This is a genomic window from Agromyces arachidis, from assembly GCF_052805135.1.
The window spans coordinates 21,316-47,701 of the sequence record NZ_JBRBDK010000007.1 but is presented as its reverse complement, the minus strand read 5'-3'; the positions used below and the strand labels follow the sequence as shown (position 1 = coordinate 47,701).

Here is a 26,386-nt window from a genome sequence, read left to right as displayed (position 1 = left end):
GGATCGATGGTGGCACGGATGCCGCCGCCGCGTCTCCCGCGCCGGCTCAGCGGGCGACGAGTTCGAGCACCACGGCGCTCTCGGGGGCGAGCAGCGGCATCGGCAGGCCGACCACGTCGAGCACGCGCCCCGGGAGCCGGATGTCGCCCGCGGCGAACCACGGCGGATCGGCGTCCTGCACGGTGCGCACCGGGCCGAGGTCGAGCACGCGCACGTCGTAATCCGCATCGGGATCGAGTCCGGGCAGCCGCACGGCGGGCGGGAGCGCCTCCGACGGGTCGGCGAGCATCGCCACCGAGAACACCGCATGCCGCCGGTCGCCCGCGACGACGCCGTGCACGGCCTGGGCCGGGTCCGCGGCATCCGCTCGCACCACCCGGCCCGAGTGCAGCAGCCCGCGCAGGCGACGGTACTCGGCGGTCCAGGCGGCGACGGCGGCGAGCTCCTCCTCACCGGCGGTGGCGAGGTTCCACTCGATCCCGGCGCTGCCGAACAACGCCGTGGCCAGCCGGAACGAGAGCGCCGACGTGCGGCCGGTCGTGTGCGCCCGGGCGGCGCCGAGGTGCGCGCCGAGGTACTCCGGCGGCACGACGAGGCTCGTGGCACGGTGGATCCCCTGCCGTCGGACCGGGTCGTTGGTGTCGCTCGCCCATACCCGGTCGACCCGCGGGAGGATGCCGAGGTCGATGCGCGCACCGCCCGAGGCGCACGACTCGATCTCGACGCCGGGATGCGCCGCGCGCAGCCGGTCGACGAGCGCGTACAGGGCCGCGGTCTGCGCGTGGGCCGACCCGGCGAGCAGGTCGCGGTTGTGGTCCCACTTCAGGTAGCGGATGTCGTTGTCGGCGAGCAGCGCGTCGAGCCGGTCGAACACGTGGTCCGCGGCCCCCGGCGCGGTCAGGTCGAGCACGCGCTGCCAGCGCCACTCGGGGTCGCCGTCGCGGCCGAGCACCCAGTCGGGGTGCGCGCGGGCGAGGTCGGAGTCGGCGCTGACCATCTCGGGCTCCACCCACAGGCCGAACTCCATGCCCGCCGCCTGCACGCGGTCGATGAGCGGGGCGAGGCCGTCGGGCCAGACGCGCGGGTCGACGGTCCAGTCGCCGAGCGCCCGCCGGTCGTCGCGGCGGCCGAGGAACCAGCCGTCGTCGAGCACGAATCGCTCGACGCCGACCCGGGCCGCGGCATCGATCAGCGGTTCGAGCCGCTCGAGCGACTGGTCGAAGTAGACGGCCTCCCAGGTGTTCAGCACGACCGGGCGCGGCCTGCCCGCGACCGTCGACCACGAGCGCACCCAGGGGTGCAACCGGTCGGACAGCCCGTCGAGTCCGCGGGCGGAGTGCACCGCGACGGTCCACGGCGTCTCGTGGGCGCCGCCGGGCGCGAGCACGATCTCGCCGGGGGCGAGCAGCTCGCCCGCGCCGAGGGTGGAGGGCCCGAGGGCGGAGCGCTCGGCCCACAGTTCCGTGTCGCCGGACCAGGCCGCGTGGACGGCCCACACCTCGCCCGACCGATGGCCGAAGCCCGGAGTGCCGGCGGCGAGCAGGAACGCGTCGTCGTGGCCGCCACGGCCGTGGCGCGACTCCCTGGCGTGCACGCCGTGGTCGAGCCGCCGGCGACGGGGCCGCCGCTCGTCGGCCCAGAGGCCGCTGAAATCGAGCAGTTCGCTCGCGCGCGCCGGCACCGGGAGCACGGCGGCCACCCGCGACAGGCCGAGCGGGGACGATCCGCGATTGGCGATCCGGTGACGCACCCGGAGCACGCCCTCCGGCGTCAGCTCGAGTCGCGTCGCGATCGAGACGGCGGCGGCCTCGTCGGCGAGTTCGAAGTCGAGCGAACCGCCGGCGCCATCCGCCGCCCCGCCGGCCGCACCGGTCGCGCCGGTCGCGGAGACCGATCCGGGCACGAGTCCGAGGCGCGGCGCCTGCAGGGCCCGGGCCGCGGCCGGACCGTCGGCGCCCGCAGGATCGCGGAACGCCTCGAGGCCCGGCCGCCCCGACCACCCCTCGCCGAGGGTGGGCACGAGGCTCAGCCGGAGCGGCGCGTCGATGGACGACGGCGGCACGGCCGGAACGGAGACGGCGGCGACCGCCTCGAGCGCCTGCTCGTCCAGCGGTCCGAGGTCGGCACCCCAGTGCAGGACGGCGGGCACGGCCGTGCCGCGGGCGTCGACGACGACGCTGACGCCCGCGGCACGGAGGTGATGGATCACGGGGTGAGGCTACTCCGCGACCGGGATCGACTGCGCCTCGAGGGCGTCGACGGTCGACGTCTGGCCCTTCTCGAGCGCCTCCATGAGCGTGCTGCTGCCGGAGGCGGCGGCCTTGAAGCCGTCGGACACGTCAGCGTAGGTCTGCGTCATGGTCGGGCCCCAGACGAAGTCGGGGTTGACCTGCGCGGACGCCTCGGCGAACACGTCGTAGATGGCCTGGCCGCCGTAGAACTCGACGCCCTCGGTCAGGGTCGGCAGCTCGAGGCCCGCCTCGGTCGCCGGGTAGATCGCGGCCTCCTGGTTGAGGATGGTGAGCGCCTCGTCCGAGGTGTTCAGCCACAGCGCGAACTTCGCCGCCTCGTAGAGGTGGTCGGTGCCCTTGAAGACCGCGATCGACGAGCCGCCCCAGTTGCCGGCGGCGGCGCCGCCCGACTCCCACTGCGGTGCGAGCGCGACCGACCAGTTGCCCGCCGTGTCGGGCGCGCCCGACGCGATCGAGTTGGCGCCCCAGACGGCCGAGTTCCAGGTCCAGACCTCACCCGAGTTGTAGGCGTTGTTCCACTCGTCGGTCCAGGCCGGGTACGTCGACACGAGGTCGTTCTCGATGAGGTCCTGCCAGTACTCGGCCACCTGCATCGACTCGTCGCTCGTCAGCTCGACGGTCCAGTTGTCGCCGTCGTTGGCGAACCACTGCCCGCCGGCCTGCCAGACGAAGCCGGCGAACTGGTTGATGTCGGTCTGCGAGAAGTTGGTGATGTAGCCGCCGGCCTCGCGGACCTTCACGGCCGCCTCGCGGTACTCCTCCCACGTGGTCGGCACCTCGATGCCGTTCTGCTCGAACAGGTCGCTGCGGTAGAACAGCGCCATCGGACCCTGGTCCTGCGGGATGCCGTAGACCTCGTCCTCGGTGCCGAGCGAGACCTGGCCCCACGTCCACTCGAGGAACTGGTCCTGGGCCGCGACGACCTCCTCGCACGCGGCGAGGTTCTCGAGGCCGTCCTGCACGCGGAAGTTCGGCAGCGCGTCGTACTCGATCTGGCCGAGGTCGGGGGCGTTGCCCGCCTCGAGCTGGTTGAAGAAGTTCTGGTACGTGCCCGAGTTGCCGTTCGGGCCGGTCTGCACCTCGACCTGGATGTCGGCGTTCTGCTCGTTCCAGACCGCGACGGCCTCCTCGATGCCGGGGATCCAGCTGGTGAACTCGAGGGTGACGTCCTCGCCGGCGGGCTCGCAGGAGGCCGCGGCGTCGCCGCCGCCGGATCCGGAGTCGCCCGCGGCACAGCCCGTGAGGGCGAGCGCGGCGGAGGTGAGCAGGGCTGCGGTGACCGCTCGTTTCGTGTGACGCATGGGATTTCCTCTTCTCGGTGGGGTGGTCGCCCGGATGCCTCCGGGCGGGGTGCCTACTTCAGCGAGCCGGAGCCGAGGCCCGTGCGCCAGTAGCGCTGAAGCAGCAGGAACGTGATGATCAGGGGGATGATCGACAGCATCGAGCCGACGAGCACGTACGTGCGCAGCTCGGGGAACTGGTTGATCGTGGAGTTCCAGGCGTAGAGCCCGTAGGTGACCGGGAACAGCTCCTCGCTGCGCAGCATGATGAGCGGCAGGAAGAAGTTGTTCCAGATGGTCACGAACTGGAACAGGAACACCGTGATGAGCGCGGGGAACATGAGCCGGATCGAGACGGTGAAGAACGTGCGGAGCTCGCCCGCGCCATCCAGCCGGCTCGCCTCGAGCAGTTCGTCGGGCACGGATGCCTCGGCGAAGACCCTCGAGAGGTACACGCCGAACGGGCTGACCACGCTCGGCAGGAACACGGCCCAGAACGTGTCGGTGAGCTGCACCCGGCTGAACAGCAGGAACAGCGGCAGGGCGAGCGCCGTGGCGGGCACGAGCACGCCGCCGAGGACGACGTTGAAGATCGTCTCCCGACCCGGGAAGCGGTACTTCGCGAGCGCGTACCCGCACATCGCGGCGACGATCGTCGCGACGACGGCGCCGAGGCCCGCGTACAGGAGGCTGTTGAGGATCCAGCGGAAGTACACGCCGTCGCGGTAGGTGAGCAGGTCGCCGATGTTCTCGAACAGCTGGAAGTCGGCGAACCACAGCGGGTTGGTGCTGAACAGGTCGCCGCGGCTCTTCGTGGAGGCCACCACGAGCCACCAGATGGGCACGAGGAAGTACAGCGTGAAGACCGCCATGACGAGCATTGCGCCCGTGCGCGACAGGATGCTCTCGCGGGGGCCGCGCCCGGCGGGGACGTTGCCGGCGCCGCGGGCGAGGCCGCGCGGGTTGACGGCCGGCGAGGCGGTCGTGGCGTCAGGTCCGGTCGCGGTGCTCATGCGTCGGCCCCCTTCCGGCGGGTGAAGCGGAGGAACGTGAAGGAGAGGATGAACGTGGCGAGGGCCAGGACCACCGAGAAGGCGGCGGCGAGCGACACGTTCGGGATGGCACTGGTGGCGTAGATCGTCATGTTCGGCGTGTACGTGCTCGTGACGGCCGAGCTGAACGAACGGAACGTCTGCGGCTCCGCGAGCAGCTGCAGGGTGCCGATGATCGACAGCACTGCGGTGAGGACGAGCGCGGGCCGGACGAGCGGGATCTTGATCGACCAGGCGATGCGGGCCTGCCCGGCGCCGTCGATGCGTGCCGCCTCGTAGATCTCCTGCGGGATCGCGAGCAGCGTCGAGTAGATGATCAGCATGTTGTAGCCGACGAACACCCAGGTGACGACGTTCGCGATCGCCCAGAGGACGAAGTCGGCCGACAGCAGGTTGACCTGGCTCGTGAGCGCCTCGAACGGCGACAGGTTCGGCGAGTACAGGAAGCCCCACATGATCGCCGCGATGACGCCGGGCACGGCGTACGGGGCGAAGAAGGCGAGCCGGAAGAACTTCTTGCCGCGGATGAGCGGCGAGTCGAGCAGCAGCGCGAACAGCAGCGCCAGTGCGAGCATCACGGGCACCTGCACGATGCCGAAGAGCAGGACGCGCCCGACCGAGGTCCAGAACGCCTCGTTCTGGAAGACCAGCGCGTACTGCTGGAAGCCGCCGAACACCTCGGTCGCGGCGCCGTACGTGCCCTCGCGCTCGACGACGAGCATCGACTGCCACACCGCGACCCCGATCGGGATGAGGTAGAACGCCGTGAACATGACGGCGAACGGGGCGACGAAGGCGACGATCGCCCAGGGGTGCTGCACGCGACGGCGGCGCGTCGGGCGCCGCCGGCCCGTCTCCTCCTGCGCGGCGAGCCGCGAGGCGGTCGGCGTGGTCGCGGATGCACTCATGCCGCGGCCTCCTCTCTGATCACCCGGACCGCGCCCGCGGGCACCGCGAGGCGCCCGTCGACGTCGGTTCCGGTCACGAGTTCGGTGCCGCGCGCGTCGACGTCGACGTCGACGTCAGCGGAACCGTGGTTCACGACGAAGCGCCAGATGCGCTCGCCGTCGGTGCGGCGCGTGATCTCGACATCGGCCGAGGCTCCGGGGTCGGGGGCGAGCCCGGCGCGCTCGACCGCGAGCCCGACGAGGCGCCGCAGGTCGTCGCGCTCCAGGAGCGTGCCGAGGTACCACGCGTCGCCGGCCCCGTCGGCGCCGTCGCGGCGCGTGATGGCGGGGCGCCCGGCGGCGGGGCCGTCGGCGAAGCGGTCGAGCACCGCGGCATCCGTCGCCTCGAGGCGCTCGGCCCAGAGCGACGCGGCCGCGCCGGACTCGAGCGCGATCGGCGTGCCCGCCAGCACGGGCGCGAACTCCTCGACGCGGATGCCGAGCAGGTCGCGCCAGGCGCCGGGGTACCCGCCGGGCCGCACCCGGTCGTGCTCGTCGACGATGCCGCTGTAGAAGGTGACCAGGGCATGGGCACCGGATGCCACGGCCGCGTCGAGCGCGGCGGCATCCTCATCGGACACCAGGTAGAGGCCGGGCACCACGACGAGGCGGTACCCCGAGAGGTCGGCGCCGGGACGCACCACGTCGACGCTCACGCCGAGGTCGTGCAGGGCGCCGTACATCGCGTGGACCTGGTCGAGGTACTCGATCTCGTGCGTGGGGCGGTTCTCGGCGTCGGAGGCCCACCACGACTCCCACGAGAAGAGCAGCGCCACGTCGGCCTGGACCCGCGAGCCGGCGACCTCGTCGAGCGCGCCGACGATGCGGCCGAGCTCGAGGACCTCGCGCCACAGCTCGGAGTCGGTGCCGGCGTGCGGCACGAGCGCCGAATGGAACTTCTCGGAGCCCTGCAGCGAGGCGCGCCACTGGAAGAAGCAGACCGCGTCGGCGCCGCGCGCGACGTGCGCGAGGGAGTTGCGCAGCAGCTGGCCGGGCTCCTTGGCGAGGTTCACGGGCTGCCAGTTGACCGAGCCCGTCGAGTGCTCCATGAGCAGCCACGGCTCGCCGCCCGCGAGGCCGCGGGTGAGGTCGGCCGCGAAGGCGAGCTCGGTGCGCGGCTCGGCCAGGCGGTGGTCGAGGTAGTGGTCGTTGGCGATCACGTCCATGTCGGGCGCCCACGACCAGTAGTCGAGGTTGCGGATGTGGGCGGTCACCATGAAGTTCGTGGTCACCGGGACGTCGCTGTGGCGGCGGATGACCTCGGTCTCGGCTCGGTAGTAGTCGAGCAGCTGATCGGACGAGAAGCGGTGGAAGTCGAGCACCTGGCCCGGGTTGCGGCTCGAGAGCGTGAGCTTCGGGGTGAGGATCTCGTCCCAGTCGGTGTAGCGCTGGCTCCAGAAGCTCGTGCCCCAGGCGCGGTTGAGCTCGTGGATGGTGCCGTGACGGGCGCGCAGCCAGCGGCGGAAGGCGCGCGTGCTCGCGTCGCAGTGGCAGAGGGCGTTGTGGCAGCCGAGCTCGTTCGAGACGTGCCACAGCGCGACGGCGGGGTGCCGGCCGTAGCGGGCGGCGACGGCCTCGACGAGCTCGAGCGCGGCACGACGGAACGTCGGCGAGCTCGGGCACCAGGCCTGGCGCCCGCCGGGGAAGCGGGTGGTGCCGTCGGCGACGACCGGCAGGATCTCGGGGTGGCGGGCGGTGAGCCACGGCGGCGGCGACGAGGTGCCGGTGCCGAGGTTGACGCGGATGCCCGCATCGTGGAGGAGCCCGATCACCTCGTCGAGCGCGTCGAAGTCGAAGGACCCGTCGGGCCGCTGCAGCGCGGCCCAACCGAAGATGTTGATGGCGACGAGGTCGACGCCGACCTCGCGCATGAGGGCGACGTCCTCGCGCCAGACGGCGGGCTCCCACTGCTCCGGGTTGTAGTCGCAGCCGAAGGCGATGCCCTGGTGCTGGAATCGGGGGCGGGGAGCATCGGGCGCAGGACGGGCCTGCGGCGGCCGAGTCGGCGCCAGCGTCGTCGCGTGGGGGTCCACGGTGCTCCCGGTGATCGTCGTTGATTCTGTGAACGTGCACAGTCTCGCGTGGGCGAAGCGCCGCTGCGATTTCTGTGAACGTACACAGAATGGCACTGCGCGCCATCCGTGTCAACACCCCCGCGGGACTACAGTGAGTCGCATGACGACGAGGCCGGCCCGCCCCAAGCGCGCCACGGTGCACGACGTCGCCGTGGAGGCCGGCGTCTCGCGGGGCACCGTGAGCCGCTTCGTCAACGGCGAGCGGTACGTCTCCGCAGCCGCTCGCGAGGCGATCGAGGCCGCCATCGAGAAGGTCGGGTACGTGCCCAACACGGCCGCCCGCAACCTCGTGATGCAGCGGACGCAGGCGGTCGGATTCATCGTCCACGAGCCGCACTCCCTGTTCGTCGAGGACCCGAACATCGGCGAGATCCTCCTCGGCGCGAACGCCCGGCTCTCCGAGGCCGACCACCAGATGGCGGTCCTGATCGTCGACACCGAGCGCGACACCGACCGGGTCGCCAGGTACCTGTCCGGCGGCCTCGTCGACGGCGTCATCATCGTCTCGGCCCGGGCCGACGACCCGATCACGCGCGTCGTCGAACGGCTCCAGATGCCGGCCGCCTACGTCGGCCATCCCCCGGGCGCCGCGAGCACGGCCTCCTTCGTCGTCATCGACAACCGGGGCGCCGCTCGCGCCATCACCGAGCGCCTCGCCTCGACCGGGCGACGGCGCATCGGCATGGTCGCCGCCGCGCTCGACCGCGACTCGGGGGCCGACCGGCTGGCCGGCTTCGCCGAGGCGCTCGGCGACCGCTTCGACGAGTCGCTCGTCGAACCGGTCCCGCTCTACGCGTACTCGGCCGGTCGCGACGGCATGCGCCGCCTGCTCGAGCGCGCACCCGACCTCGACGGCGTGTTCGCGGCATCCGACGCCGTGGCCGCCGGCGCGATCGAGGCGCTCAAGGAGGCCGGCCGCCGGGTGCCCGACGACGTCGGCGTCGTCGGGTTCGACGACAGCGCGTGGGCACGGCGCACGACGCCGCCCCTCTCGACCGTGCGGCAGCCCGCGTCGGGGCTCGGGGCCGGCGCGGCGGAGCTCGTGCTCGCCCGCCTCCGCGGCGAGGACCCGCCGGCCGAGCGCCGGCTCGACTGCGAGATCGTCTGGCGCGACTCGGCCTGACAGCGGCCGCCGCCCCGCCGCCGCCGTCGCCGACATCGACGACGACGACGACGACGATCGCATCGACGGGAGGTTTCTGCGCCTGAGGAAATGTCCGAAGCTCACTCGGACGCAGAAACCTCCCGTCGAGCGCACGGGGGTGCGCGTCACGCGCGCGGCGCACGGGGGTGCGCGTCAGGCGCGCGGCGCACGGGAGCGCGCGTCAGCCGCGCAGCGCCTCGGCGATCGGGGTGTCGCCGTTGTTGAACCGGATGGTGCGGCGGATCGTCGCGGGCTCGGCGAGGGCCGCGACCACCACCGCGGCGACGTCCGCTCGGTCGACCTGGCTGCTCTCCTCGCCGGTCGCGTCGATGAGGCCGGTGCCCGGGCCGTCGGCGAGCGTCGACGGGCCGAGGATCGTGTAGTCGAGCGCCGTGCCGCGCAGGTGCTCGTCGGCCTCGGCCTTCGCGTCGGCGTAGTGCCGGAACGCGCTGTCGGCCGGCACCCGGTGATCGGTGCGCGACCCGAAGTACGACACCATCACGTAGCGGCGGACCCCGGCGCGCTCGGCGGCGTCCATCGACCGCACGGCCGCGTCGTGGTCGACGGCCCGCGTGCGCTCCGGGTCGCCGCCGCCGGCGCCGGCCGACCACACGACGGCGTCGTGCCCGGCGACGAGGCTCGCGAGCCCGTCGACGTCGAGCGTCTCGACATCCGCCACCACCGGGTTCGCCCCCGCCGCCTCGACGTCCGCGGCGTGCTCGGAGTTGCGGATCACCGCATCGACCTCGTCGCCGCGCTGCGCCAGCAGCCGCTCGACCTGCAGCGCCACCCGTCCGTGCCCCCCGATGACCAGCACCTTCGACATCCGTCGCCCCCTCCGTCGGTTGCTCCGAGCGTACCCACGGATGCCGCCGCGGCAACCCCCGCGGCCGATCCTGCATCGGGGGCTGGTCACCGGCCGACCCGCCCGGGCAGAATGGTCGCATCGGACATGGAGGTGCGGATGACCATCGAGACGGTGCTCTGGCTCGCGATCGCGGGCGTCGTGGCGGTGGGCGGCATCCTCGGCGGTGCCGCGCTGTGGTCGTTCATCAAGCCCTCGAAGTGAGCCCGGTGCGCCCGTGCCGGTGACGAGCGCGGGTGTGCTGCTGTTCCGCCGCGCCCCCGCGTTGCAGGTCTTCGTGGCGCACATGGGCGGGCCGTTCTGGGCGCGCCGACACGAACGCGCCTGGTCGATGCCGAAGGGCCTGCTCGAGCCGGGCGAGGAGCCCCTCGCCGCGGCGCTGCGCGAGTTCGCCGAGGAGATCGGGGTGGCTGCGCCATCCGTCGACTACGTCGACCTCGGCACCGTGCGCGCGTCGTCGAGCAAGGTGCTGCACGTGTTCGCGGGCGAGGCCCCCGACTTCGAGGTCGGCGAGCTGCGGCCCGGCACGTTCGAGATGGAGTGGCCGCCCCGGTCGGGCCGGATCGCGGAGTTCCCCGAGGTCGACGACGCCCGGTGGGCGGATGCCCCGGAAGCCCGCACCCTGCTCGTCGCCGGGCAGGTCGAGGCGATCGACCGCCTCTCAGCGCGGCTCGCCGGCGGCGTCTGACCCGGCCGCCCGCGGTTCGTCCCATCCGGTCTGCGGCGTCCGGCAGGTCTCGCGGAAGACGACCTGCGACGGGAGCTTGCGCTCGTGGCTGACCCAGTCGATCGCGGGGCGCCGCTGGTCGACGGGCACGTACCCGAGCCGGTACACGGCCATGAGCTCGAGCTCGTCGGGAACCTCGAGCAGCCGCACGATCTCCTCCCAGCGACCCGGCACCTCCATCGGGAACGAGATGAACTGGATGCCCATGCCGAGTTCGACGGTGGTCAGCCACACGTTCTCCATCGCCGCGCCCATGCTGAACACCGAGTAGAACGACGAGAGCTGTCCCGGCCGGTACTCCGATCGGTCGAGCATCACGCCCATGAGCAGCGGCGAGCCGGCCACGAGCTTGCGGTTCTCCTCGCCGAGGGTCTTCGGCACGCCGAACGTGTTCATGAGCTTCTGCCCGCGCTTGGTGAACACCTGCGAGGTGAAGGGGCGCAGCGCCGCGGGCAGCTTGTCGAAGAGCATGCCCGAGCGCTTCTCCTCCATCTCGGCCTGGCTGAAGCGGAAGTAGGGCTTGTAGCGCTCGAAGAAGGTGCCGTTGGACATCGCCTCGGTCATGCTCTCGCCCGAGATGCGGGCGATCGCCTCGATCGTCGAGCGGTCCTCGATGAGCACGAACCGCCACGGCTGGCTGTTCAGCTGGCTCGGCGCGCGCCCGGCCGCCTCGATGAGCGTGCGCTGGTGCTCCTCCGAGACCGGGTCGGGCAGGAACGGGCCGTTCGTGGTCTTCCGTCGCCGGATGGCGTCGAGCAGTTCCATGCGGTTACCTCCTGGACCGGATCGCGGCGGCGACGATGAACGGCGCCGCCGTCAGGGCGATGATCGGGTGCCGCCGGGTGTGCGTTCCCGCGTACGGGATGACGGCCAGTGGAACGAACGCGGGGGCGAGCGTGGCGGCCGCCGCGCCCGCGGCGTCGCGGCGCCGACCCCACCAGGCGCTGGAGAACGCGGCGGCGGTCAGCGCGAACGTGGCGATGTAGAGGGCGTGGTGCACCCAGCGGAAGTCGCGCGTGTCGACGAGCCGCAGGGCGACCGAGGCGCCGAGGGCGCCGTTCGCCGCGTAGCTCGCGGCGGCCGCCGTGAACAGGGCCGGCGCGACGTCCCGCCCGTCGCCGCCGCTCGGGCGACGCCCGTCGCGGCTCACGCGACCGTCGCCCCGCCCGCCGAGTCGGCCTTCAATTCCTTCACCCGGCGGCGCCGGATCCGAAGGGGCCTGCGCTCGTCGATCGAGGGGTCGTCGGCGTCCCAGACCTTGATGATCGCCCAGCCCACGGCTGCGAGCGGCACGGCGAGCACCGCGCCGGCGATGCCGCCGAGGATGGTGCCGGCGGTCAGGGCGATGAGCACGACGAGCGGGTGCAGCTTCAGCGACTGCGCCATCACCACGGGCTGCAGGAGGTCGCCCTCGAGCTGGTTCACGAGGATCACGATCGCGACGACGATGAGCGCCACGACGGGGCCGTTGGCCACGAGCGCGACGAGGGCCGCGAGGATGCCGGCGACCGTCGCGCCGACGAGCGGGATGAAGGCGGTGAGGAACACGATGACGGCGAGGGGAAGCGCGAGCGGCACCTGGAGGATCGCGAGGCCGATGCCGATGGCGACCGCGTCGACGAAGGCGACGATCGCGGTGCCGCGGACGTACCCGCCGAGGACCTTCACGCTGGTGGTGCCGACCCGTCGGCCGCGCTCGAGCCGCTCGCCGCGGAAGGGGCGCAGGAAGAACGCCCAGATGCGGTCGCCGTCCTTCAGGAAGAAGAACAGCACGACGATCATGAGCACGAGGCCGGTGAGGAACTCGGTCGCGCGCGACACCCCGGTCAGCGCGGTCTGGCCGAACTCGGCGCTCGTGACGAAGTCGACGATGGCGTTCCGGGCGTCGTCGATCTGCTGCTGGTCGATGGGGATCGGCAGCTCCTGCACCCAGCTGAGGAGGTCGTCGAAGCCCTCGGTCGCCGACTCGACGAGGCTCGCCCACTGCCCGCGGACGGCGAACACGATGAGCGTGACGACCCCGCCCAGTACGAGGATGCCGCCGAGGAGCGTCGTCCACGCGGCGAGCATGGGCGACCAGCCCTTGCTCCGCAACCAGGCGACCAGGGGCGCGGCGGCCGCCGCGAGGATCAGCGCGATGAGCACGGGGATGACGAGCAGGCGCACCTGCAGCAGCGCCCAGACGGCGACCGCGCCGAGCGCCGCCACCAGCAGGATCTGCACGCTGCGGATCGCCCAGCGCCCGAGCCGGTCGTTCCAGATCGGGCCGCCGGCACCGCGCCGCACGTCGTCGGCGGCGTTCTCGTCGGTCTCCGGGCCGGCCGACCGACCCCGTCCTGTGCCGAAGATCATGGATCGACCCTAGGACGGCGCGGCGGCGTCGCGCAGCCCCCCGCGCCGCACGACGCTTCTGCGATACAGTCCGGGCGGGCGTCCGCACCTTCTCTGCGGGCGCCCGTCCTCGTCTCCGCCGGCGCGCCTAGGCCGAGCCGCTCCACGGCGCCGGGACCAGCACCCACACGATCTCCGCGGGTGCGTCGTCGTCGGCGGCCCAGGTGTGCGGCTCCCGCCCGGGGAAGGTGAGCGCATCGCCGGCCTCGAGGCGCACGGTCCGGTCGGCGAACCGCACCTCGACCGCGCCGGAGACGACGTGCATGATCTCGACGTCGCAGTTCACGGTGTAGAGCTCGCGGCCGCCGTGCGCGCCGGGGGCGAGCGAGGACCGGAGCAGCTGGACGCGCTCCTCGCCCCTCGGCGACATGAGGTGCTCCTCGACGTGGACGCCGCCGAGGTTGATGCGCGGCGCGTCGGCCCGGGTGATCCGCTGGATCTCGGGTTCGGCGAAGAGTGCGCCGACCGGCAGCGAGAGCACCTGGCAGAGCTGCACCAGGGTGGCGACGCTCGGCGAGGTCTCGTCCCGCTCGAGGCGGCTGAGGAAGCCCTTGCTGAGTCCGCTCGCCTCGGCGACGTGGGCGAGGGTCAGGCCCTGCGCCATCCGGGTGCTGCGGAGCTTGGCGCCGATTGGCGGTCCGCCGGTGGCGGAGGGGTGGATGGGTCGCACGACGGGCTCCTCTCGTGCCGGCTCGCGACGCGGCATCCCCCCGAAGGCCCTTGACGGGCTCGAGCGCGGCAGCGTACGGTGTGACCAAGTTTCGTCAACAGTATCGGAAGTTTCGTAATATGCAACCCTCCTCGGAATCGTCGCCGGTCGGCCCAGTCGACGCGAGCGTCGTGCCCCGCTTCGCGGGCATCGCCACGTTCGCGCGGCTCCCTCGGCTCGACGAGGTGGGGCGGGCGGATGTCGCGATCGTGGGCGTCCCGTTCGACTCGGGGGTCAGCTACCGGCCCGGGGCGCGGTTCGGTCCGGCCCACGTGCGCGAGGCCTCCCGCCTGCTCCGGCCGTACAACCCGGCGCAGGACGTCTTCCCGTTCGGCGCGCAGCAGGTCGCCGACGCGGGAGACATCGCGGTGAACCCGTTCGACATCGCCGAGGCCGTGCGCCAGGTCGAGGCCGGGGCGCGGGAGCTCCGGACGAGCGCCACGAGGCTGCTCGCGATCGGCGGCGACCACACCATCGCGCTGCCGCTCCTCCGCGCGGTCCACGCGCAGCACGGGCCCGTCGCCGTCCTCCACTTCGACGCGCACCTCGACACCTGGGACACCTACTTCGGCGCGCCCACGACGCACGGCACGCCGTTCCGCCGGGCGAGCGAGGAGGGGCTGATCGACCTCACCGCGAGCATGCACGTCGGCATCCGGGGCCCGCTCTACGCCAAGGGCGACCTCGAGGACGACGAGCGGCTCGGCTTCTCGATCGTCACTAGCGAGTACCTCGAGGAGCACGGGCTCGCGAGCGCGATCGAGCGCATGCGCGCCCGCATCGGCGACGCGCCGCTGTACATCTCGATCGACATCGACGTGCTCGACCCCGCCCACGCTCCCGGCACCGGCACCCCCGAAGCCGGCGGCCTCACCAGCCGCGAGCTGCTGCGCATGCTGCGCGCCCTCGCCGACCGCGACATCGTCGGCGCCGACATCGTCGAGGTGGCCCCCGCCTACGACCACGCGCAGCTCACCGGCGTGGCCGCGAGCCACGTCGCGTACGAACTGCTGAGCGCCATGGCGCCCCGCGACTGACCCGACCCCGAACACGAACACGACCGGCGAAGGAGCCACGTGATGACCGAACCCCGTACCCCGTCCGTCGAGGAGGTCGAGGCCGCGGCATCCGCCATCGTCGACGCCTTCGCCGCGACCGACGGCGCGCGCTACTTCTCGACCTTCGCGCCCGACGCGTCGTTCGTCTTCCACTCCGAGCCCGCCAGGCTCGACGACCGGGCGGCGTACGAGCGGCTCTGGGCCGAGTGGGTCGAGGGCGGATGGCGCGTCGCCTCGTGCGAGTCCACCGACCGGCTCGTGCAGCCGTTCCCCGGCGGCGCCGTGTTCACCCACTCGGTCGCCACGGCCGTCGAGACCCCCGACGGCCCGGACGCGTACCGGGAGCGCGAGACCATCGTCTTCCGCACCGATCCCGTCCGCGGCCTCGTCGCCGTGCACGAGCACCTCTCCCCCGCGCCGTCCGCACCCGACGCGGCCTGACCCCCACCCCGATCCCCGAGGAGTCCACAGCAATGTCGCTCTACACCCGCCTCGAACAGCGCCTCGAGCGCAACTCCGACGACGCCGGCCCGGTCCGCGGCGAGCTCTCGCTCGTCCGCATCGGCCTGATCTGGCTCGCGGCGAACCTCGTCGTCACCACGCTGCTCACCGGCACCCTGTTCGTGCCCGGGATCGACTACGGCTTGGCGATCCGGCTCATCATCGTCGGCACCCTCGTCGGCGCGGTGGTGCTCGTCACGGTCGGCAACATCGGCACCCGGACGGGCCTGCCCACGATGGCCCTGACCCGCGGCCCGTTCGGCACCCGCGGCAGCCTCCTGCCCGTGGCGGCCAACGTCGTGATCCTGATGGGCTGGAGCTGGGTGCAGGCGATGCTCGCCGGCATCGCGCTCGACTTCATCGTGGCCTCGGTGACCGGCGTCTCGATGCCGGTCGTGTGGGCCGTCGTCTGCCAGACGATCGTGGTGATCCTCGCGATCCTCGGCCACGAGGGCATCGCGCGCATCGAGCCGTGGCTCGCCGCGGTCATGCTCGCGATCATGGCGTACATCTTCATCGCGGCCTTCACGACGTTCACGCCGGCCGAGTTCCAGTCGATCCCGGTCGACGAGTCCATCGGGTACACGCCGATCCTCGTGCTCGACGTCGTGATCGCCACCGCGATCTCGTGGAACGTGCTGTCGGCGGACTTCAACCGCTTCGCGAAGACGAGCAAGGCCGGCATCATCGGCTCGGGCGTCGGCTACAGCCTCTCGACGATCATCGCCATGTCGCTCGGCGCGACCGCGATCTCGTACGTGATCCTCTCCGGCGGCGAGGCGATCCCCTTCGACCCGGTGACCATCGTCGAGCCGTTCGGCTGGCCGCTGGCGATCGTGATCTTCACCTCGGTGATGGCGACGAACACGATGGTCGTCTACGGGATGGTCACGTCGGTCGTGAACGCCATCCCCGGGTCGCGCGTGAAGTTCCTGCCGACCGCGCTGATCCTCGGTCTCATCTCGATCATCGGCGCGACGTTCTTCGGGCTCCTCGAGCAGTTCACCACGTTCCTCGTGACGATCGGGGCCCTGTTCGCGCCGGTGTTCGCGATCATGATCGCCGACTACTACATCGTCAAGCGCGGCGCCTACACGCCCGACATCCTGAACGCGAAGGGCGGGCGCTACTGGTACCTCGCGGGCGTCAACTGGTTCGCCGTCGCGGCCTGGGCGATCGGCGCGGTCGCCGTCTACCTCATGACGTACGAGTGGCCGACGCCCATCGGCGCGACGATCCCCGGGTTCGCGCTCACCTTCGTGCTCTACCTGGTGCTGTCGCTGCGCGAGCGGTCGGCGCACCCGGCCGAGCCGAGCCGGCACCTGAGCCGCACCGGCGCGGGCGCCTCGGACGCGTGACGACCAGCGCGATGCGCGACCTCAGCCACCCCATCGCGGACGGCATGATGGTGTACCCCGGCGACCCCGGGGTGCACCTCGCGCCGGCCCTCGAGCTCGAGCGCGACGGCGCGGCCGTGACGGCGCTCGAGCTCGGCTCGCACACGGGCACCCACGTCGACGCGCCGTCGCACACCGTCGCCGGCGGGCGCACCATGGCCGAGGTCTCGCTCGACGAGCTCGTCGGCGACGCGCTCGTGCTGCACCTCGACGGGCTCGCCGACGGCGAGACGTACGGCCTCGACCGGATCGGCGACCTGCCCGACCGGGTGCCGCCGATCGTCGTCGTCGACACCGGTTGGTGGGGTCACTTCGGAACGGACCGCGCGCTGCGGCATCCGTCGATGTCGGCGGATGCCGCCCGCGAGCTCGTGGCGCGGGGCATGCGCGTGCTCGCGGTCGACACCCTGAGCCCCGACCCGACGGATGCCGCGGGCACGACTGCGTTCCCCGTGCACGAGGTCGTGCTCGGCGGCGACGGGCTCATCGTCGAGAACGTCGCGAACCTCGGCGGGTTGCCGTCGCGGGTGCGGGTCGGGTTCTTCCCGCTGCGCCTGGCGGACGACGGCGCGCCCGTGCGGGCGGTCGCGTTCGACGGCTGAGGGCCGGTCGCCCCGGCGTGCGGGGCACGAGGGGGTGCGGCGGTCGGCGGCCCCCGGCAGACTTGGGCCATGGACCCGGTGCAGGCGCTCGAGGAGATCGCGACCCTGCTCGAGGTGCAGCTCGCCTCGCCGTTCAAGGCGAGGGCGTTCCGGCGCGCGGCCGGCGCGATCGGCCCGCTGTCGGCGGAGGAGCTCCGGGCCCGCGCGGCGGACGGCCGGTTGAAGCGCACGCCCGGCATCGGCGACTCGAGCTTCGGGGTCATCGTCGAGGCCCTCGAGGGGCGGGTGCCGGGCTACCTCGCCGACCTCCGCGAGAGGGCCGGAGCGGGGTCGGCGTCGGGCCTGCGGGCGCGGCTCCGCGGCGACCTGCACGCCCACTCCGACTGGTCGGACGGCACGACGAGCATCGCCGCGATGGCCCGCGCCGCGGCATCCGCGGGCCTGGAGTACTTCGCGCTCACCGACCACTCGCCGAGCCTGCGCGTGGCCAACGGGCTGTCGCCCGAGCGGCTCGAGTCGCAGCTCGAGATCGTCGGGGCGCTGAACGCCGGGCTCGGCGAAGCCGGACGCGGGGAGGACGGCGAGCCGGACGCGCGCTCGCGCGGCGACCTCGGCGTGCGGATCCTCACGGGCATCGAGGTCGACATCCTCGAAGACGGCACGCTCGACCAGCGACCCGACCTGCTCGCCCGCCTCGACGTGGTCGTGGCGAGCGTGCACTCGAAGCTGCGCTCGCCCCGCGACGAGATGACGAAGCGGATGCTGCGCGCCATCCGCGACCCGCACGCGAACGTGCTCGGCCACTGCACCGGCCGGCTCGTCGCTGGTTCGCGGGGCACGCGCCCGCAGTCGGAGTTCGACGCCGAGGCGGTCTTCGCCGCATGCGCCGAGCACGACGTCGCCGTCGAGATCAACTCGCGCCCGGAACGGGAGGATCCGCCCGACGACCTCATCGCGATCGCCCTGGCCGCCGGATGCCGCTTCGCGATCGACAGCGACGGCCACGCCCCCGGCCACTTCGGGTTCCTCGCGCTCGGCGCCGCGCGCGCGGAGGCGGCGGGCATCCCGCCCGACCGGATCGTCACGACGTGGCCCGCGGATCGCCTCGTCGAGTGGGCGGCGGCGAAGCGGCGCTGATCGAGGCGGCCGGTCAGGCGGCGGAGCGCTCGACGAGCCAGTCGAGCACGTCGCCGGCCGCCTGCAGCACCGCGACGTGTCCCTCGTCGAGCCGCATCCAGAGCCGCGCCTGCGGCAGCGCGGCGAGGAGGCGGACGGCGTGCGACCGCGGGATGACGCGGTCCTGCTCGCCGTGCACGAGCAGGGTCGGGACGCGCACGTCGCCGAGGTCGAGCCCCCAGGGGCGCGTGAACGCCACGTCGTCGTCGATAAGCCCGCCCGGTCCGTTCGCCTCCGCGCGCTGCGCGTCGCGGCCGAGCGCGCCCCACTCGCCGCCGAGGGCCGCCCAGTCCGCGTCGATGAACTGCCCGGGATCGAACTCGTCGGTCGCGGCGAAGCGCTCGCGCGCAGATCGGGATTCCGCCGCAGCGCGCAGCGCACCGGGTGCGTGCATCCCCGCGAACCAGTCGTCGCCGGGCGCGATGGGCGCGAGCCCGGCGATCGAGGCCGCCGCCGTCACGCGTTCGCCGAGCAGGGCCGCGCAGGCGAGGGCGTGCGGACCGCCGCCGGAGTATCCGAGCACCGCGAACCGCTCGATCCCGAGCGCGTCGGCGATCGCGGCGACGTCGCCGGCAGCGGATGCCACGTCACGACCGGGATGCGGCGTCGAGCCGCCGTAGCCGGGTCGGGCGTAGGCGACCAGTCGGATGCCGCGCCCGGCCGCCGCGACGCGGAGCGGCTCGATCGGCTCGCCCGTGTGGGGCGAGCCGGCGTGCCACACCACGGTGGGCGCCTGCGGGTCGGAGACGCCCGCCACGACGGCGCGGACGACGCGCCCGTCGGGGAGGCCGACGTCGAGGTCGTGGACCGCCACTGCCTCCTCCGACGACGCGCTCAGCGCTCGATCTCGGAGCGCCCGCCCACCCGGGAGAGCCAGGAGCGCAGCAGGAAGAACACCGCCACGGCGACGACCGCGACGATGACGAGCTTGACGACGAACCAGAGCACGCTGAAGACGAAGTCGACGAGGATCCAGGCGATCACGACGGAGGCGATGACGCCGATGACGATCCAGAGGGTGCGGGTCACCGTCCGAGCCTACCGACGACGACCGAGCGCGTCAGCCCTGCACCCGGCCGGACTTCGCGGCGATGCGCTTCAGCCGCGGCGGCGTCGCGAGCAGCCATGCGGCGACCATCGCGACGACCGACACGGCGAAGACGGCGAGCCCGAGCCAGTCGTCGGCGTCGCGCGCCGTGTACATCTGGTTCAGCTTGCGCAGGGCGCCGGTGGTGAGGACGAGCACCACGTGGACGAACGTGAAGGCGAGGAAGAAGAGCATGACCGGGTAGTGCACGGCGCGCGCCATCCGCTCGCCCGACGGCGCCGCGAGGCGCCCCTCGACGGGCCAGACCGACGACAGCCGGAGCCCCGTGAGGATGGCGAGCGGCGACGCGACGAACACCACCGTGAAGTACGCCAGCTGCTGCAGCGCGCTGTAGACGACCCACGAGTCCTCGGTGGGCCAGTCGAGCGAGGCGTACTGCAGCGCCGCGGAGATCGCGTTCGGCACGACCGCCCAGTCGGTCGGCACGATCCGCAGCCACTGGCCGGTCGCGAACAGCAGCACGACGTAGGCGACCCCGGTGAGCACCCAGAGCGCGTCGAGCCACAGGTGGAACCACAGCCAGATCCCGAGCCGCCGCGGCGAGCGCTGCGTGCGGGGCCACCGGGTGTTGTCGCGGGTCCAGAAGCCCGGCGGCCGGCGCTTCGACCGCAGCTCCAGCCCGGTCTTGACGAGGAGCACGAGGAAGAACGCGTTGAGGAAGTGCTGCCAGCCGAGCCAGGCCGGGATGCCGACCGGCGTGCCCTCGGGCGGCGGCACCACGCCGGGGTACTCGGCGACGAACGCCTCGACCTCGGGCAGCCCGCGGAGCAGCCGTGCCGCGACGACGGCCGCGGCGAGCGCGACGAGGGCGATCGCCGCGCCGACGAGCACGAGCCGGCGCCGAGCGCGCCACCATTCGGCGACGCGGGAGGGGTTGGTCGTGGTCACGAGCAACGACCATATCGCCGTCGGCTGGGATGGCGCGCACACCACGGCCGCGCCGCGGGTCCCGACCGCGCGACGCGACCTATGCTGGGCCGATGCTGAGGGATGTCGCCGCGGGAGCGCGCACGCTGCTGCGCGGCTTCGGGTTCTGGCGGGTCGATCCGGGCGTGATGCTGCTCGGGCTCGTGCCGGCCGCCATCGTGTTCGCCGGACTGGTGTGGGGACTCGTCGCGCTGGGGGTCGGGCTCCCCGGCCTCGTCGACTGGGCGACGCCCTTCGCCGACGGCTGGGACTCGTTCCTGCAGGGCGCGTTCCGGGCGCTCGTGGCCGTCGTCGTGTTCGCCGGGGCGGCGGTGCTCGCGTTCGTGACCTTCACCGCGCTCACGCTCATCGTGGGCGACCCGTTCTACGAGCGGATCTGGAAGGCCGTGGAGGGCCACCTCGGCGGCGACGCCCCCGGCGAGGGCCCGAGCTTCTGGAGCGGCGTGCGCGGCGGGCTCGTCCTGCTGCTGCAGGGTGCGCTGTCCGCGCTGGCGGTCGCGGCCGTGGGCTTCGTCCCGGTGGTCGGTTCCGTGCTCGCGGCCGTGCTCGGCGCGGTGCTGACCGGGAGGATCCTCGCCCGCGAGCTGTCGGCGCGCGCGCTCGACGCCCGCGGACTCACCGGGGCCGAGCGTCGCGCGCTCTACCGCCGGCACCGCTGGCGCCTGCTCGGCTTCGGCGTCGCGACGCAGCTGTGCTTCCTCATCCCGCTCGGCGCGATCGCCACCATGCCCGCCGCGGTGGCCGGGGCGACGATGCTCGCCCGGTCGATGCTCGCCGACGACTGAGCCCGACCGCGCAGGGGAGTCGGTTCCGGGAATTCCCGGCGCGGGTGCATCCGATCGGGCCGCTCGGCCGGAAGTAGGTGGTGAAGGCGGTTCCCGGTCCCTTCGGGGGATCGGACCGGGAACCCCGCCGACCCCGCGCTCGGGTCTCGGGGGTGACCCGAGCGCGAACAGCCGCGGATGCCGCGGGTCGAGACGAGCGGCCCGCGGCATCCGCTCGTTCAGGCCGGGCCGACCAGCTCATCGACCCAGGCCGGCACGAGTTCTCCCGCCGGGCCCAGCCGCCGCTCGGCGAAGAACTCGGAGACCTCGCTCTCGGCCAGGTTCAGCTCGAGCGTCGCCGCGCCGAACGCCCCGGCGGTGAGCACGAACGCGGCCGCCGGGTGCACGGCCCCCGAGGTGCCGATCGCCACGAACCGCTCGCATCCGACGAGCGCCGCGTCGATCTCGTCGAGGCCGTAGGGCATCTCGCCGAACCAGACCACGTCGGGGCGCAGCATCCGCTCGCCGCACGCCGGGCACGGCGGCCCGTCGACGAGGTCGCCATCCGCCGCGGACCGCTGGTCGCAGGCCAGGCACCGCGCGGGCCCGAGTTCGCCGTGCATGTGGAGCACTCGGGTCGAGCCCGCGCGCTCGTGCAGGTCGTCGATGTTCTGCGTCACGACGAGCAGGTCGTCGCCGAGCACGGCCTCGAGGCGCGCCAGCGCGAGGTGCGCCGGGTTGGGGGCGACGGATGCCACCGCGCGGCGACGGGCGTCGTAGAAGCGCTGCACCGTGACGGGGTCGCGCTCGAACGCCTCCGGCGTCGCGACGTCCTCGACGCGGTGGCCCTCCCAGAGCCCGCCCGCGTCGCGGAAGGTGGGGACGCCGGACTCCGCCGAGACGCCGGCCCCGGTCAGCACGACGATGCGCGGCGTCGCGATCACGCGCCCGGCTCCGCGCCGTCGGTCGCGTGGCCGGCGAACATGAGCACGCGCGTCGGGCCGAACGGGAAGGACGGCACCCGCACGAGCCGTGCCTCGTCGGCGTGGAACCCGGCCGCGGCGAGCGCGCCGCCGGTGTCGCGGTCCCAGTGGCAGTTGTGGCAGAAGCGCGCGCTGATCGGGGTGACCGCGCGCTGCACCGCGCGCTTGACCGTGTGCGGCGGTGCGGCGACGTGGTCGACGAAGACAACGAGCCCGCCGGGCTTCAGCACCCGGCGTACCTCGGCGAGCGCCGTCCGCTGGTCGTCGACCGAGCAGAGCACGTACGTGCCGACGACGGCGTCGACCGACGAGTCGGGCAGTGGGATGCGCTCGGCGACGGCGTCGAGCACGTCGGCCGGCCGGCCCCACTCGCGGGCGCGCGCCGCGAGCTCGCCGCGGCGGTCGTCGTCGGGCTCGAGGCCCACCCACTCGACGTCGGGATGGAACGCGCCGAAGTTCTCGCCCTCGCCCGCGCCGATCTCGAGCACCCGTCCGCGGACGCGCGCGATCGCCTCGCGCTCGAGGTCGTCGAGCTCGTCGTCGGAGACGAGCTCCGGCTTGCCGGCATCCACCCGGCCATGCGACCACGCGGCGGGCCGAGCGTCAAGCGGCCCCGCGCCCCGCGCCATCCGCGCCATCCCCGCCGGCTCGACGGGAGGTTTCCGCGCCAGAGTGAGCGTTCGAAGTCCACTCAGGCGCGGAAACCTCCCGCGGCAGCGGCCGTCAGGGCCCGCGGCACGATGCGCGGGCCGGGGTCAGCGGTACCAGACCGTGGTCTCCGCGGGCACGACCGCCGGGTCGTCGATCGGGCCGCTCGCGAGCGCCGCCTCGCGCCCCGCGAGCGCCGCCGGGAGGGCCGCGGACGTCGATCCGAAGTTCGTGGCGACGGTCCAGCCCCCGGGGCGCTCGAAGACGAGCAGCGACGGGTCGCCCCCGTCCACCCAGGCGAGCTCCTCCGCGGCCTGCAGCTCGTGCCGGAGGGCGAGCGCGCGCCGGTACATCGACAGGGTCGAGTGCGGGTCGGCGGCCTGCACGTCGACCGCGTACTCGCCGAACCACTCCGGCTGCGGCAGGTGCGCGGCATCCGTCGGCCCGAACCCGAAGGACGGGGCGCCGGCGACCCAGGGCAGCGGCACGCGGCATCCGTCGCGCCCGACCTCGACGCCGGCGTTGCGGACGAATGTGGGGTCCTGGCGCTCGGACGCCGGGATCTCACCGACCTCGGGCAGGCCGAGCTCCTCGCCCTGGTAGAGGTAGGCGCTGCCCGGCAGCCCGAGGAGGAACAGCGTCGCGGCCCGGGCACGGCGCAGCCCCAGCGCCCGGTCGACCTCGTCGGGCGACCCGCCGCGCAGCAGCCAGTCCCTGCCGACCTCGCCCTCGTGCCCGCGATCGGCCGGCAGTCCGTAGCGGGTCGCGTGCCGCACGACGTCGTGGTTCGAGAAGACCCACGTGTTCGATGAGCCCGTCTCGGCCGAGAAGGCCACGTTGCGGTCGACGATCTCGTGGAACTCGGAGGCCTCGAAGTCCGCGCGCAGCAGGTCGAAGTTGAACGCCTGGCCGAGGCTCGTCGGCGCCGCGTAGCGGTGGCGGCGGGTGGGCGCCACCCACGCCTCGGCGACCGCGATGCGCGGCGGGTCGTACTCGTCGAACACGGCCCGCCACTCGGCGTAGATCTCGTCGAGCTCCTCGCGGTCCCAGAGCGGGTGCGAACCGTCGGTCGCGAGCTTGGTGGCCTCGAGCTCGGCGTGCGAGCGCAGCGGGTACGTGAGGTCCTTCGCGAGCGCGTGCGCCACGTCGACGCGGAACCCGTCGACGCCGCGATCGGCCCAGAAGCGGATGGTGCGCAGGAAGTCGTCGCGCACCTCGCGGTTCGCCCAGTTCAGGTCGGGCTGCTCGGGCGCGAACAGGTGCAGGTAGAACTGCCCGTCGCCGACGGGCTCCCACGCCGATCCGCCGAAGATCGACTGCCAGTCGCTCGGCGGCTCCGTGCCATCCGGACCCTCGCCGTCACGGAAGATGTACCGCTCACGCGCCGCCGACCCGCGCGGCGACGCCAGCGCCTCGCGGAACCACTCGTGCCGGTTCGACGAGTGGTTCGGCACGATGTCGGCGATGAGGCGGATGCCGGCGGCGTGCAGCGCCACGATCATCTCGTCGAAGTCGGCGAGCGTGCCGAGCCTCGGGTCGACGTCGCGGTAGTCGTCGACGTCGTAGCCGCCGTCGGCGAGCGCCGACGGGTAGAACGGCGACAGCCAGACGGCGTCGACCCCCAGCTCGACCAGGTACGGGATGCGCGACGTGATCCCGCGGAGGTCGCCGATGCCGTCGCCGTCCGCGTCGGCGAAGCTGCGCGGGTACACCTGGTACACGGCGGCCTGGCGCCACCAATCGGGATCGGCGGCGAGGACGGTGGCGTCGTGGCGGGCGAGGAGGTCGGTCATCGGGCTCCTGTCGGAATCGCTCGGGGGGATGGCGTTCGGGTGCGCGCGCATGGCGGGTGCCGGGGTCCTGGCGGTCACCCCTTGACCGCGCCCTGCGTCACGCCCTCCATCACCCAGCGCTGGGTGAACAGGTAGACGATGATCGCCGGGGCCATGGCCATCAGGTACGACGCGAACGACACGTTGTAGTTGTTGCTGAACTGCGTCTGGAAGATCGACTGGACCACGGGCAGCGTCTGCTGGGCGGAGTCGGCGATGATCAGCGACGGCATCATGAAGTCGTTCCACGAGGCGAGGAACGCGAAGATCGCCACCGTCGCGCTCATCGGCGCGAGCAGCGGGAAGATCAGCTGCCGGAACGTCTGCCACGTCGTCGCCCCGTCGATGCGCGCGCTCTCCTCGAGCTCGAGCGGGATGGAGCGGAGGAACGCGGTGAACAGCAGGATGCTGAACGAGAGCTCGAACATGATCTTCAGGATGATGACGCCGACCGGGTTCGCGAGCCCGACCATCCCGGTGAGCTGGATCTGCGGGAGTGCCACCACCGGGAACGGCAGGAAGAGCGCCGTGAGCAGGTAGAAGAACGACCAGCGGAAGAGCCGGTGATCCCAGTTCCGCACGATCGCGTACGAGGCGAGGGCACCCAGCACGACGGTGCCGACCACCGTGCCCGCGGTGATGAACAGCGAGATCATGAAGGCCACGGGGAAGTTGGTCAGCTCCCACGCCTGCGCGAACCCGGAGAAGTCGATCGGGGCCGGGAGCGAGAACGCGTTGCCGTCGACGGCCTGCGCGGTCGACTTCAGCGACATCGAGATCGTGACGTAGAGCGGCAGGAGCACGGTCAGGGCGCAGAGGAGCAGGATGACCAGGGTCGTCCAGTTCGTCCGTTCCTGTCCGACGCGGCCGCGCCGCCGGGAGGCGCCCGTCGGGGCGGAGGCGTCGCGCGTGCGCGTGGTGGAGACGGAAGCGGGAGGCCGCTTCGCTGCTGTCTGGGTCATCAGATCGCCGCCCTTCCGCGGGAGATTCGGAGCTGGAGGATCGAGATGGCGACGGCGATGATGAAGAAGAGCGTCGCGTTGGCCATCTGGTAGGCGTAGTCGCCGCCGGTGAAGCCGGTGAAGATCGTCATCGCGATGCTGCGCGTGGCGGTGCCGGGACCGCCGTTCGTCAGGCCGACGATGACCTCGTACACGTTCAGGTAGTTCTTGAAGCCGATGATGATGTTGATCACGACGTATCCCGCGACGAGCGGGAGCGTGACCGACCAGAGTCGGCGCGCCGCGCCGGCCCCGTCGATGTCGGCCGCCTCGTACACCTCGCCGGGGATCGAGAGCAGCCCGGCGATGTAGATCAGCAGGGTGGCCGGGATGGACTGCCATGCGGTGACGATCACGATCGACACCCAGGCGAGGTCGGGGTTCGCGAGGATCGACTCCGACAGCCACGGGATGCCGGCGGCCGCGCCGAACGCCGGCAGCGAGTTCGAGAACAGGAAGTTGAAGACGTAGGCGATCACGATGCCCGAGATCACCATCGGGATCACGAACACCGCGCGCAGCGGCGTCTTCAGCTTGATGCGCGACGTGAGCCCCACCGCGAGCAGGAACGCGATGACGTTCACGAGCAGCACCGTCACGATCGCGAACCCGAAGGTGAAGCCGTAGCTGCTGAGGATCGCGGGGTCGGAGAACACCGCGACGTAGTTGGTGAAGCCGATGAACTGCCAGTCGCCGAAGCCGATGAAGTTCGTGAACGAGTAGAAGATGCCGAGCACCGCCGGGACCGTGATCGCCAGGGTGAACAGCACGAGGGTGGGGATCAGGAACCAGTAGTAGACCGGGTCGACCCGGAGCCGGCCGCGCCGGTCGTGGGCGGACCCCGCGAGGTGGTCGACGGTGCCGTGCTCGGCCTCGTCGACCAGCGCCCCGGCGGAGGCCGCGGCGGGAGTGATGGGTGTGCTCATGTCGTTCGTCCTCTCGGTTCG

General features: G+C 72.7%; 26 protein-coding genes. 8 read left to right on the top strand and 18 right to left on the bottom strand.

All coding sequences use genetic code 11. The features are described 5' to 3' along the window. Positions 1–46: 46 nt before the first annotated feature. Genes ACUY4T_RS10720 through ACUY4T_RS10700 form a run of 5 tightly spaced genes read right to left on the bottom strand, consistent with a single transcriptional unit; the run spans position 47 to position 7,564 of the window. Complete coding sequence (locus ACUY4T_RS10720) at positions 47–2,209, bottom strand: alpha-galactosidase (protein WP_446018928.1); 2,163 nt, start codon at positions 2,207–2,209, stop codon at positions 47–49. Positions 2,210–2,218: 9 nt separating this feature from the next. Continuing rightward, entirely contained in the window at positions 2,219–3,553 is a 1,335-nt protein-coding gene (locus tag ACUY4T_RS10715; protein WP_446018927.1) for an ABC transporter substrate-binding protein, read from the bottom strand. 53 nt (positions 3,554–3,606) lie between these two features. Next, entirely contained in the window at positions 3,607–4,545 is a 939-nt protein-coding gene (locus ACUY4T_RS10710; RefSeq protein WP_446018926.1) for a carbohydrate ABC transporter permease, read from the bottom strand. Then, positions 4,542–5,492, bottom strand: coding sequence for a carbohydrate ABC transporter permease (locus tag ACUY4T_RS10705; protein ID WP_446018925.1), 951 nt, complete (start codon positions 5,490–5,492; stop codon positions 4,542–4,544). The genes ACUY4T_RS10710 and ACUY4T_RS10705 overlap by 4 nt, the downstream gene beginning before the upstream one ends. Continuing rightward, complete coding sequence (locus ACUY4T_RS10700; protein ID WP_446018924.1) at positions 5,489–7,564, bottom strand: beta-galactosidase; 2,076 nt, start codon at positions 7,562–7,564, stop codon at positions 5,489–5,491. The genes ACUY4T_RS10705 and ACUY4T_RS10700 overlap by 4 nt, the downstream gene beginning before the upstream one ends. 142 nt (positions 7,565–7,706) lie before the next feature. Here ACUY4T_RS10700 and ACUY4T_RS10695 point away from each other — a divergent pair, with 142 nt between their 5' ends. Continuing rightward, entirely contained in the window at positions 7,707–8,729 is a 1,023-nt protein-coding gene (locus ACUY4T_RS10695) for a LacI family DNA-binding transcriptional regulator (RefSeq protein WP_446018923.1), read from the top strand. 202 nt (positions 8,730–8,931) lie between these two features. On the opposite strand, the gene ACUY4T_RS10690 is transcribed toward ACUY4T_RS10695, so the two are convergent. Continuing rightward, positions 8,932–9,576: an SDR family oxidoreductase gene (locus tag ACUY4T_RS10690; RefSeq protein ID WP_446018922.1), complete on the bottom strand. Its 645-nt coding sequence runs from the start codon at positions 9,574–9,576 to the stop codon at positions 8,932–8,934. Between the two features lie 256 nt (positions 9,577–9,832). Between ACUY4T_RS10690 and ACUY4T_RS10685 the strand changes: the two genes are divergently transcribed. Further along, positions 9,833–10,303, top strand: coding sequence for an NUDIX hydrolase (locus ACUY4T_RS10685; protein WP_446018921.1), 471 nt, complete (start codon positions 9,833–9,835; stop codon positions 10,301–10,303). On the opposite strand, the gene ACUY4T_RS10680 is transcribed toward ACUY4T_RS10685, so the two are convergent. From ACUY4T_RS10680 to ACUY4T_RS10665, 4 genes are all read right to left on the bottom strand, one after another. Continuing rightward, complete coding sequence (locus ACUY4T_RS10680) at positions 10,277–11,107, bottom strand: nitroreductase family protein (RefSeq protein ID WP_446018920.1); 831 nt, start codon at positions 11,105–11,107, stop codon at positions 10,277–10,279. The two genes, ACUY4T_RS10685 and ACUY4T_RS10680, sit on opposite strands and share 27 nt — an antisense overlap. Positions 11,108–11,111: 4 nt before the next feature. After that, entirely contained in the window at positions 11,112–11,492 is a 381-nt protein-coding gene (locus ACUY4T_RS10675) for a hypothetical protein (protein ID WP_446018919.1), read from the bottom strand. Then, positions 11,489–12,694, bottom strand: a complete 1,206-nt coding sequence (locus tag ACUY4T_RS10670; protein ID WP_446018918.1) for an AI-2E family transporter — start codon at positions 12,692–12,694, stop codon at positions 11,489–11,491. The genes ACUY4T_RS10675 and ACUY4T_RS10670 overlap by 4 nt, the downstream gene beginning before the upstream one ends. Positions 12,695–12,821: 127 nt before the next feature. After that, the gene (locus tag ACUY4T_RS10665) at positions 12,822–13,403 is read right to left on the bottom strand and encodes a helix-turn-helix domain-containing protein (RefSeq protein ID WP_446018917.1); all 582 of its coding nucleotides are present in this window, start codon (positions 13,401–13,403) and stop codon (positions 12,822–12,824) included. A 119-nt stretch (positions 13,404–13,522) separates the two neighbouring features. On the opposite strand from ACUY4T_RS10665, the gene speB reads away from it, so the two are divergent. From speB to ACUY4T_RS10640, 5 genes are all read left to right on the top strand, one after another. Then, positions 13,523–14,479, top strand: coding sequence for an agmatinase (gene speB, locus ACUY4T_RS10660; RefSeq protein WP_446018916.1), 957 nt, complete (start codon positions 13,523–13,525; stop codon positions 14,477–14,479). A gap of 42 nt (positions 14,480–14,521) precedes the next feature. Continuing rightward, on the top strand, positions 14,522–14,941 hold the full coding sequence (locus tag ACUY4T_RS10655) for a YybH family protein (protein WP_446018915.1): 420 nt from the start codon (positions 14,522–14,524) through the stop codon (positions 14,939–14,941). A gap of 32 nt (positions 14,942–14,973) precedes the next feature. Beyond that, positions 14,974–16,359, top strand: coding sequence for a purine-cytosine permease family protein (locus ACUY4T_RS10650; protein WP_446018914.1), 1,386 nt, complete (start codon positions 14,974–14,976; stop codon positions 16,357–16,359). Beyond that, positions 16,356–17,000 (top strand): cyclase family protein, encoded by a 645-nt coding sequence (locus tag ACUY4T_RS10645; protein WP_446018913.1) that lies wholly within the window; start codon positions 16,356–16,358, stop codon positions 16,998–17,000. Before ACUY4T_RS10650 ends, ACUY4T_RS10645 begins: the two co-directional genes overlap by 4 nt. Positions 17,001–17,069: 69 nt before the next feature. Then, on the top strand, positions 17,070–18,137 hold the full coding sequence (locus tag ACUY4T_RS10640) for a PHP domain-containing protein (RefSeq protein WP_446018912.1): 1,068 nt from the start codon (positions 17,070–17,072) through the stop codon (positions 18,135–18,137). A gap of 13 nt (positions 18,138–18,150) precedes the next feature. Here ACUY4T_RS10640 and ACUY4T_RS10635 read toward each other — a convergent pair whose 3' ends face one another. Genes ACUY4T_RS10635 through ACUY4T_RS10625 form a run of 3 tightly spaced genes read right to left on the bottom strand, consistent with a single transcriptional unit; the run spans position 18,151 to position 20,172 of the window. After that, positions 18,151–18,990 (bottom strand): alpha/beta fold hydrolase, encoded by an 840-nt coding sequence (locus ACUY4T_RS10635; RefSeq protein WP_446018911.1) that lies wholly within the window; start codon positions 18,988–18,990, stop codon positions 18,151–18,153. A gap of 20 nt (positions 18,991–19,010) precedes the next feature. Further along, positions 19,011–19,205, bottom strand: coding sequence for a hypothetical protein (locus ACUY4T_RS10630; protein ID WP_446018910.1), 195 nt, complete (start codon positions 19,203–19,205; stop codon positions 19,011–19,013). Between the two features lie 31 nt (positions 19,206–19,236). Then, positions 19,237–20,172: a cytochrome b/b6 domain-containing protein gene (locus ACUY4T_RS10625; protein WP_446018909.1), complete on the bottom strand. Its 936-nt coding sequence runs from the start codon at positions 20,170–20,172 to the stop codon at positions 19,237–19,239. Positions 20,173–20,264: 92 nt separating this feature from the next. Here ACUY4T_RS10625 and ACUY4T_RS10620 point away from each other — a divergent pair, with 92 nt between their 5' ends. Beyond that, positions 20,265–20,996, top strand: a complete 732-nt coding sequence (locus ACUY4T_RS10620; protein WP_446018908.1) for an EI24 domain-containing protein — start codon at positions 20,265–20,267, stop codon at positions 20,994–20,996. Between the two features lie 218 nt (positions 20,997–21,214). On the opposite strand, the gene ACUY4T_RS10615 is transcribed toward ACUY4T_RS10620, so the two are convergent. From ACUY4T_RS10615 to ACUY4T_RS10595, 5 genes are all read right to left on the bottom strand, one after another. After that, entirely contained in the window at positions 21,215–21,919 is a 705-nt protein-coding gene (locus tag ACUY4T_RS10615) for an NAD-dependent deacylase (protein ID WP_446018907.1), read from the bottom strand. Continuing rightward, positions 21,916–22,530 (bottom strand): class I SAM-dependent methyltransferase, encoded by a 615-nt coding sequence (locus tag ACUY4T_RS10610; protein ID WP_446018906.1) that lies wholly within the window; start codon positions 22,528–22,530, stop codon positions 21,916–21,918. Before ACUY4T_RS10610 ends, ACUY4T_RS10615 begins: the two co-directional genes overlap by 4 nt. Before the next feature lie 183 nt (positions 22,531–22,713). Then, entirely contained in the window at positions 22,714–24,399 is a 1,686-nt protein-coding gene (locus ACUY4T_RS10605; protein WP_446018905.1) for a glycoside hydrolase family 13 protein, read from the bottom strand. Positions 24,400–24,473: 74 nt separating this feature from the next. Then, positions 24,474–25,400, bottom strand: a complete 927-nt coding sequence (locus ACUY4T_RS10600; RefSeq protein WP_446018904.1) for a carbohydrate ABC transporter permease — start codon at positions 25,398–25,400, stop codon at positions 24,474–24,476. Next, positions 25,400–26,365 (bottom strand): carbohydrate ABC transporter permease, encoded by a 966-nt coding sequence (locus ACUY4T_RS10595; RefSeq protein WP_446018903.1) that lies wholly within the window; start codon positions 26,363–26,365, stop codon positions 25,400–25,402. Before ACUY4T_RS10595 ends, ACUY4T_RS10600 begins: the two co-directional genes overlap by 1 nt. Positions 26,366–26,386 lie beyond the last annotated feature (21 nt).

Coding starts and splice junctions, on each gene's coding strand:
- ACUY4T_RS10670 (WP_446018918.1), bottom strand. CDS start 12,694: ATGATCTTCGGCACAGGACGGGGTCGGTCGGCCGGCCCGGAGACCGAC.
- ACUY4T_RS10595 (WP_446018903.1), bottom strand. CDS start 26,365: ATGAGCACACCCATCACTCCCGCCGCGGCCTCCGCCGGGGCGCTGGTC.
- ACUY4T_RS10640 (WP_446018912.1), top strand. CDS start 17,070: ATGGACCCGGTGCAGGCGCTCGAGGAGATCGCGACCCTGCTCGAGGTG.
- ACUY4T_RS10650 (WP_446018914.1), top strand. CDS start 14,974: ATGTCGCTCTACACCCGCCTCGAACAGCGCCTCGAGCGCAACTCCGAC.
- ACUY4T_RS10715 (WP_446018927.1), bottom strand. CDS start 3,553: ATGCGTCACACGAAACGAGCGGTCACCGCAGCCCTGCTCACCTCCGCC.
- ACUY4T_RS10710 (WP_446018926.1), bottom strand. CDS start 4,545: ATGAGCACCGCGACCGGACCTGACGCCACGACCGCCTCGCCGGCCGTC.
- ACUY4T_RS10605 (WP_446018905.1), bottom strand. CDS start 24,399: ATGACCGACCTCCTCGCCCGCCACGACGCCACCGTCCTCGCCGCCGAT.
- ACUY4T_RS10695 (WP_446018923.1), top strand. CDS start 7,707: ATGACGACGAGGCCGGCCCGCCCCAAGCGCGCCACGGTGCACGACGTC.
- ACUY4T_RS10680 (WP_446018920.1), bottom strand. CDS start 11,107: ATGGAACTGCTCGACGCCATCCGGCGACGGAAGACCACGAACGGCCCG.
- ACUY4T_RS10620 (WP_446018908.1), top strand. CDS start 20,265: ATGCTGAGGGATGTCGCCGCGGGAGCGCGCACGCTGCTGCGCGGCTTC.
- ACUY4T_RS10705 (WP_446018925.1), bottom strand. CDS start 5,492: ATGAGTGCATCCGCGACCACGCCGACCGCCTCGCGGCTCGCCGCGCAG.
- ACUY4T_RS10690 (WP_446018922.1), bottom strand. CDS start 9,576: ATGTCGAAGGTGCTGGTCATCGGGGGGCACGGACGGGTGGCGCTGCAG.
- ACUY4T_RS10600 (WP_446018904.1), bottom strand. CDS start 25,400: ATGACCCAGACAGCAGCGAAGCGGCCTCCCGCTTCCGTCTCCACCACG.
- speB (WP_446018916.1), top strand. CDS start 13,523: ATGCAACCCTCCTCGGAATCGTCGCCGGTCGGCCCAGTCGACGCGAGC.
- ACUY4T_RS10655 (WP_446018915.1), top strand. CDS start 14,522: ATGACCGAACCCCGTACCCCGTCCGTCGAGGAGGTCGAGGCCGCGGCA.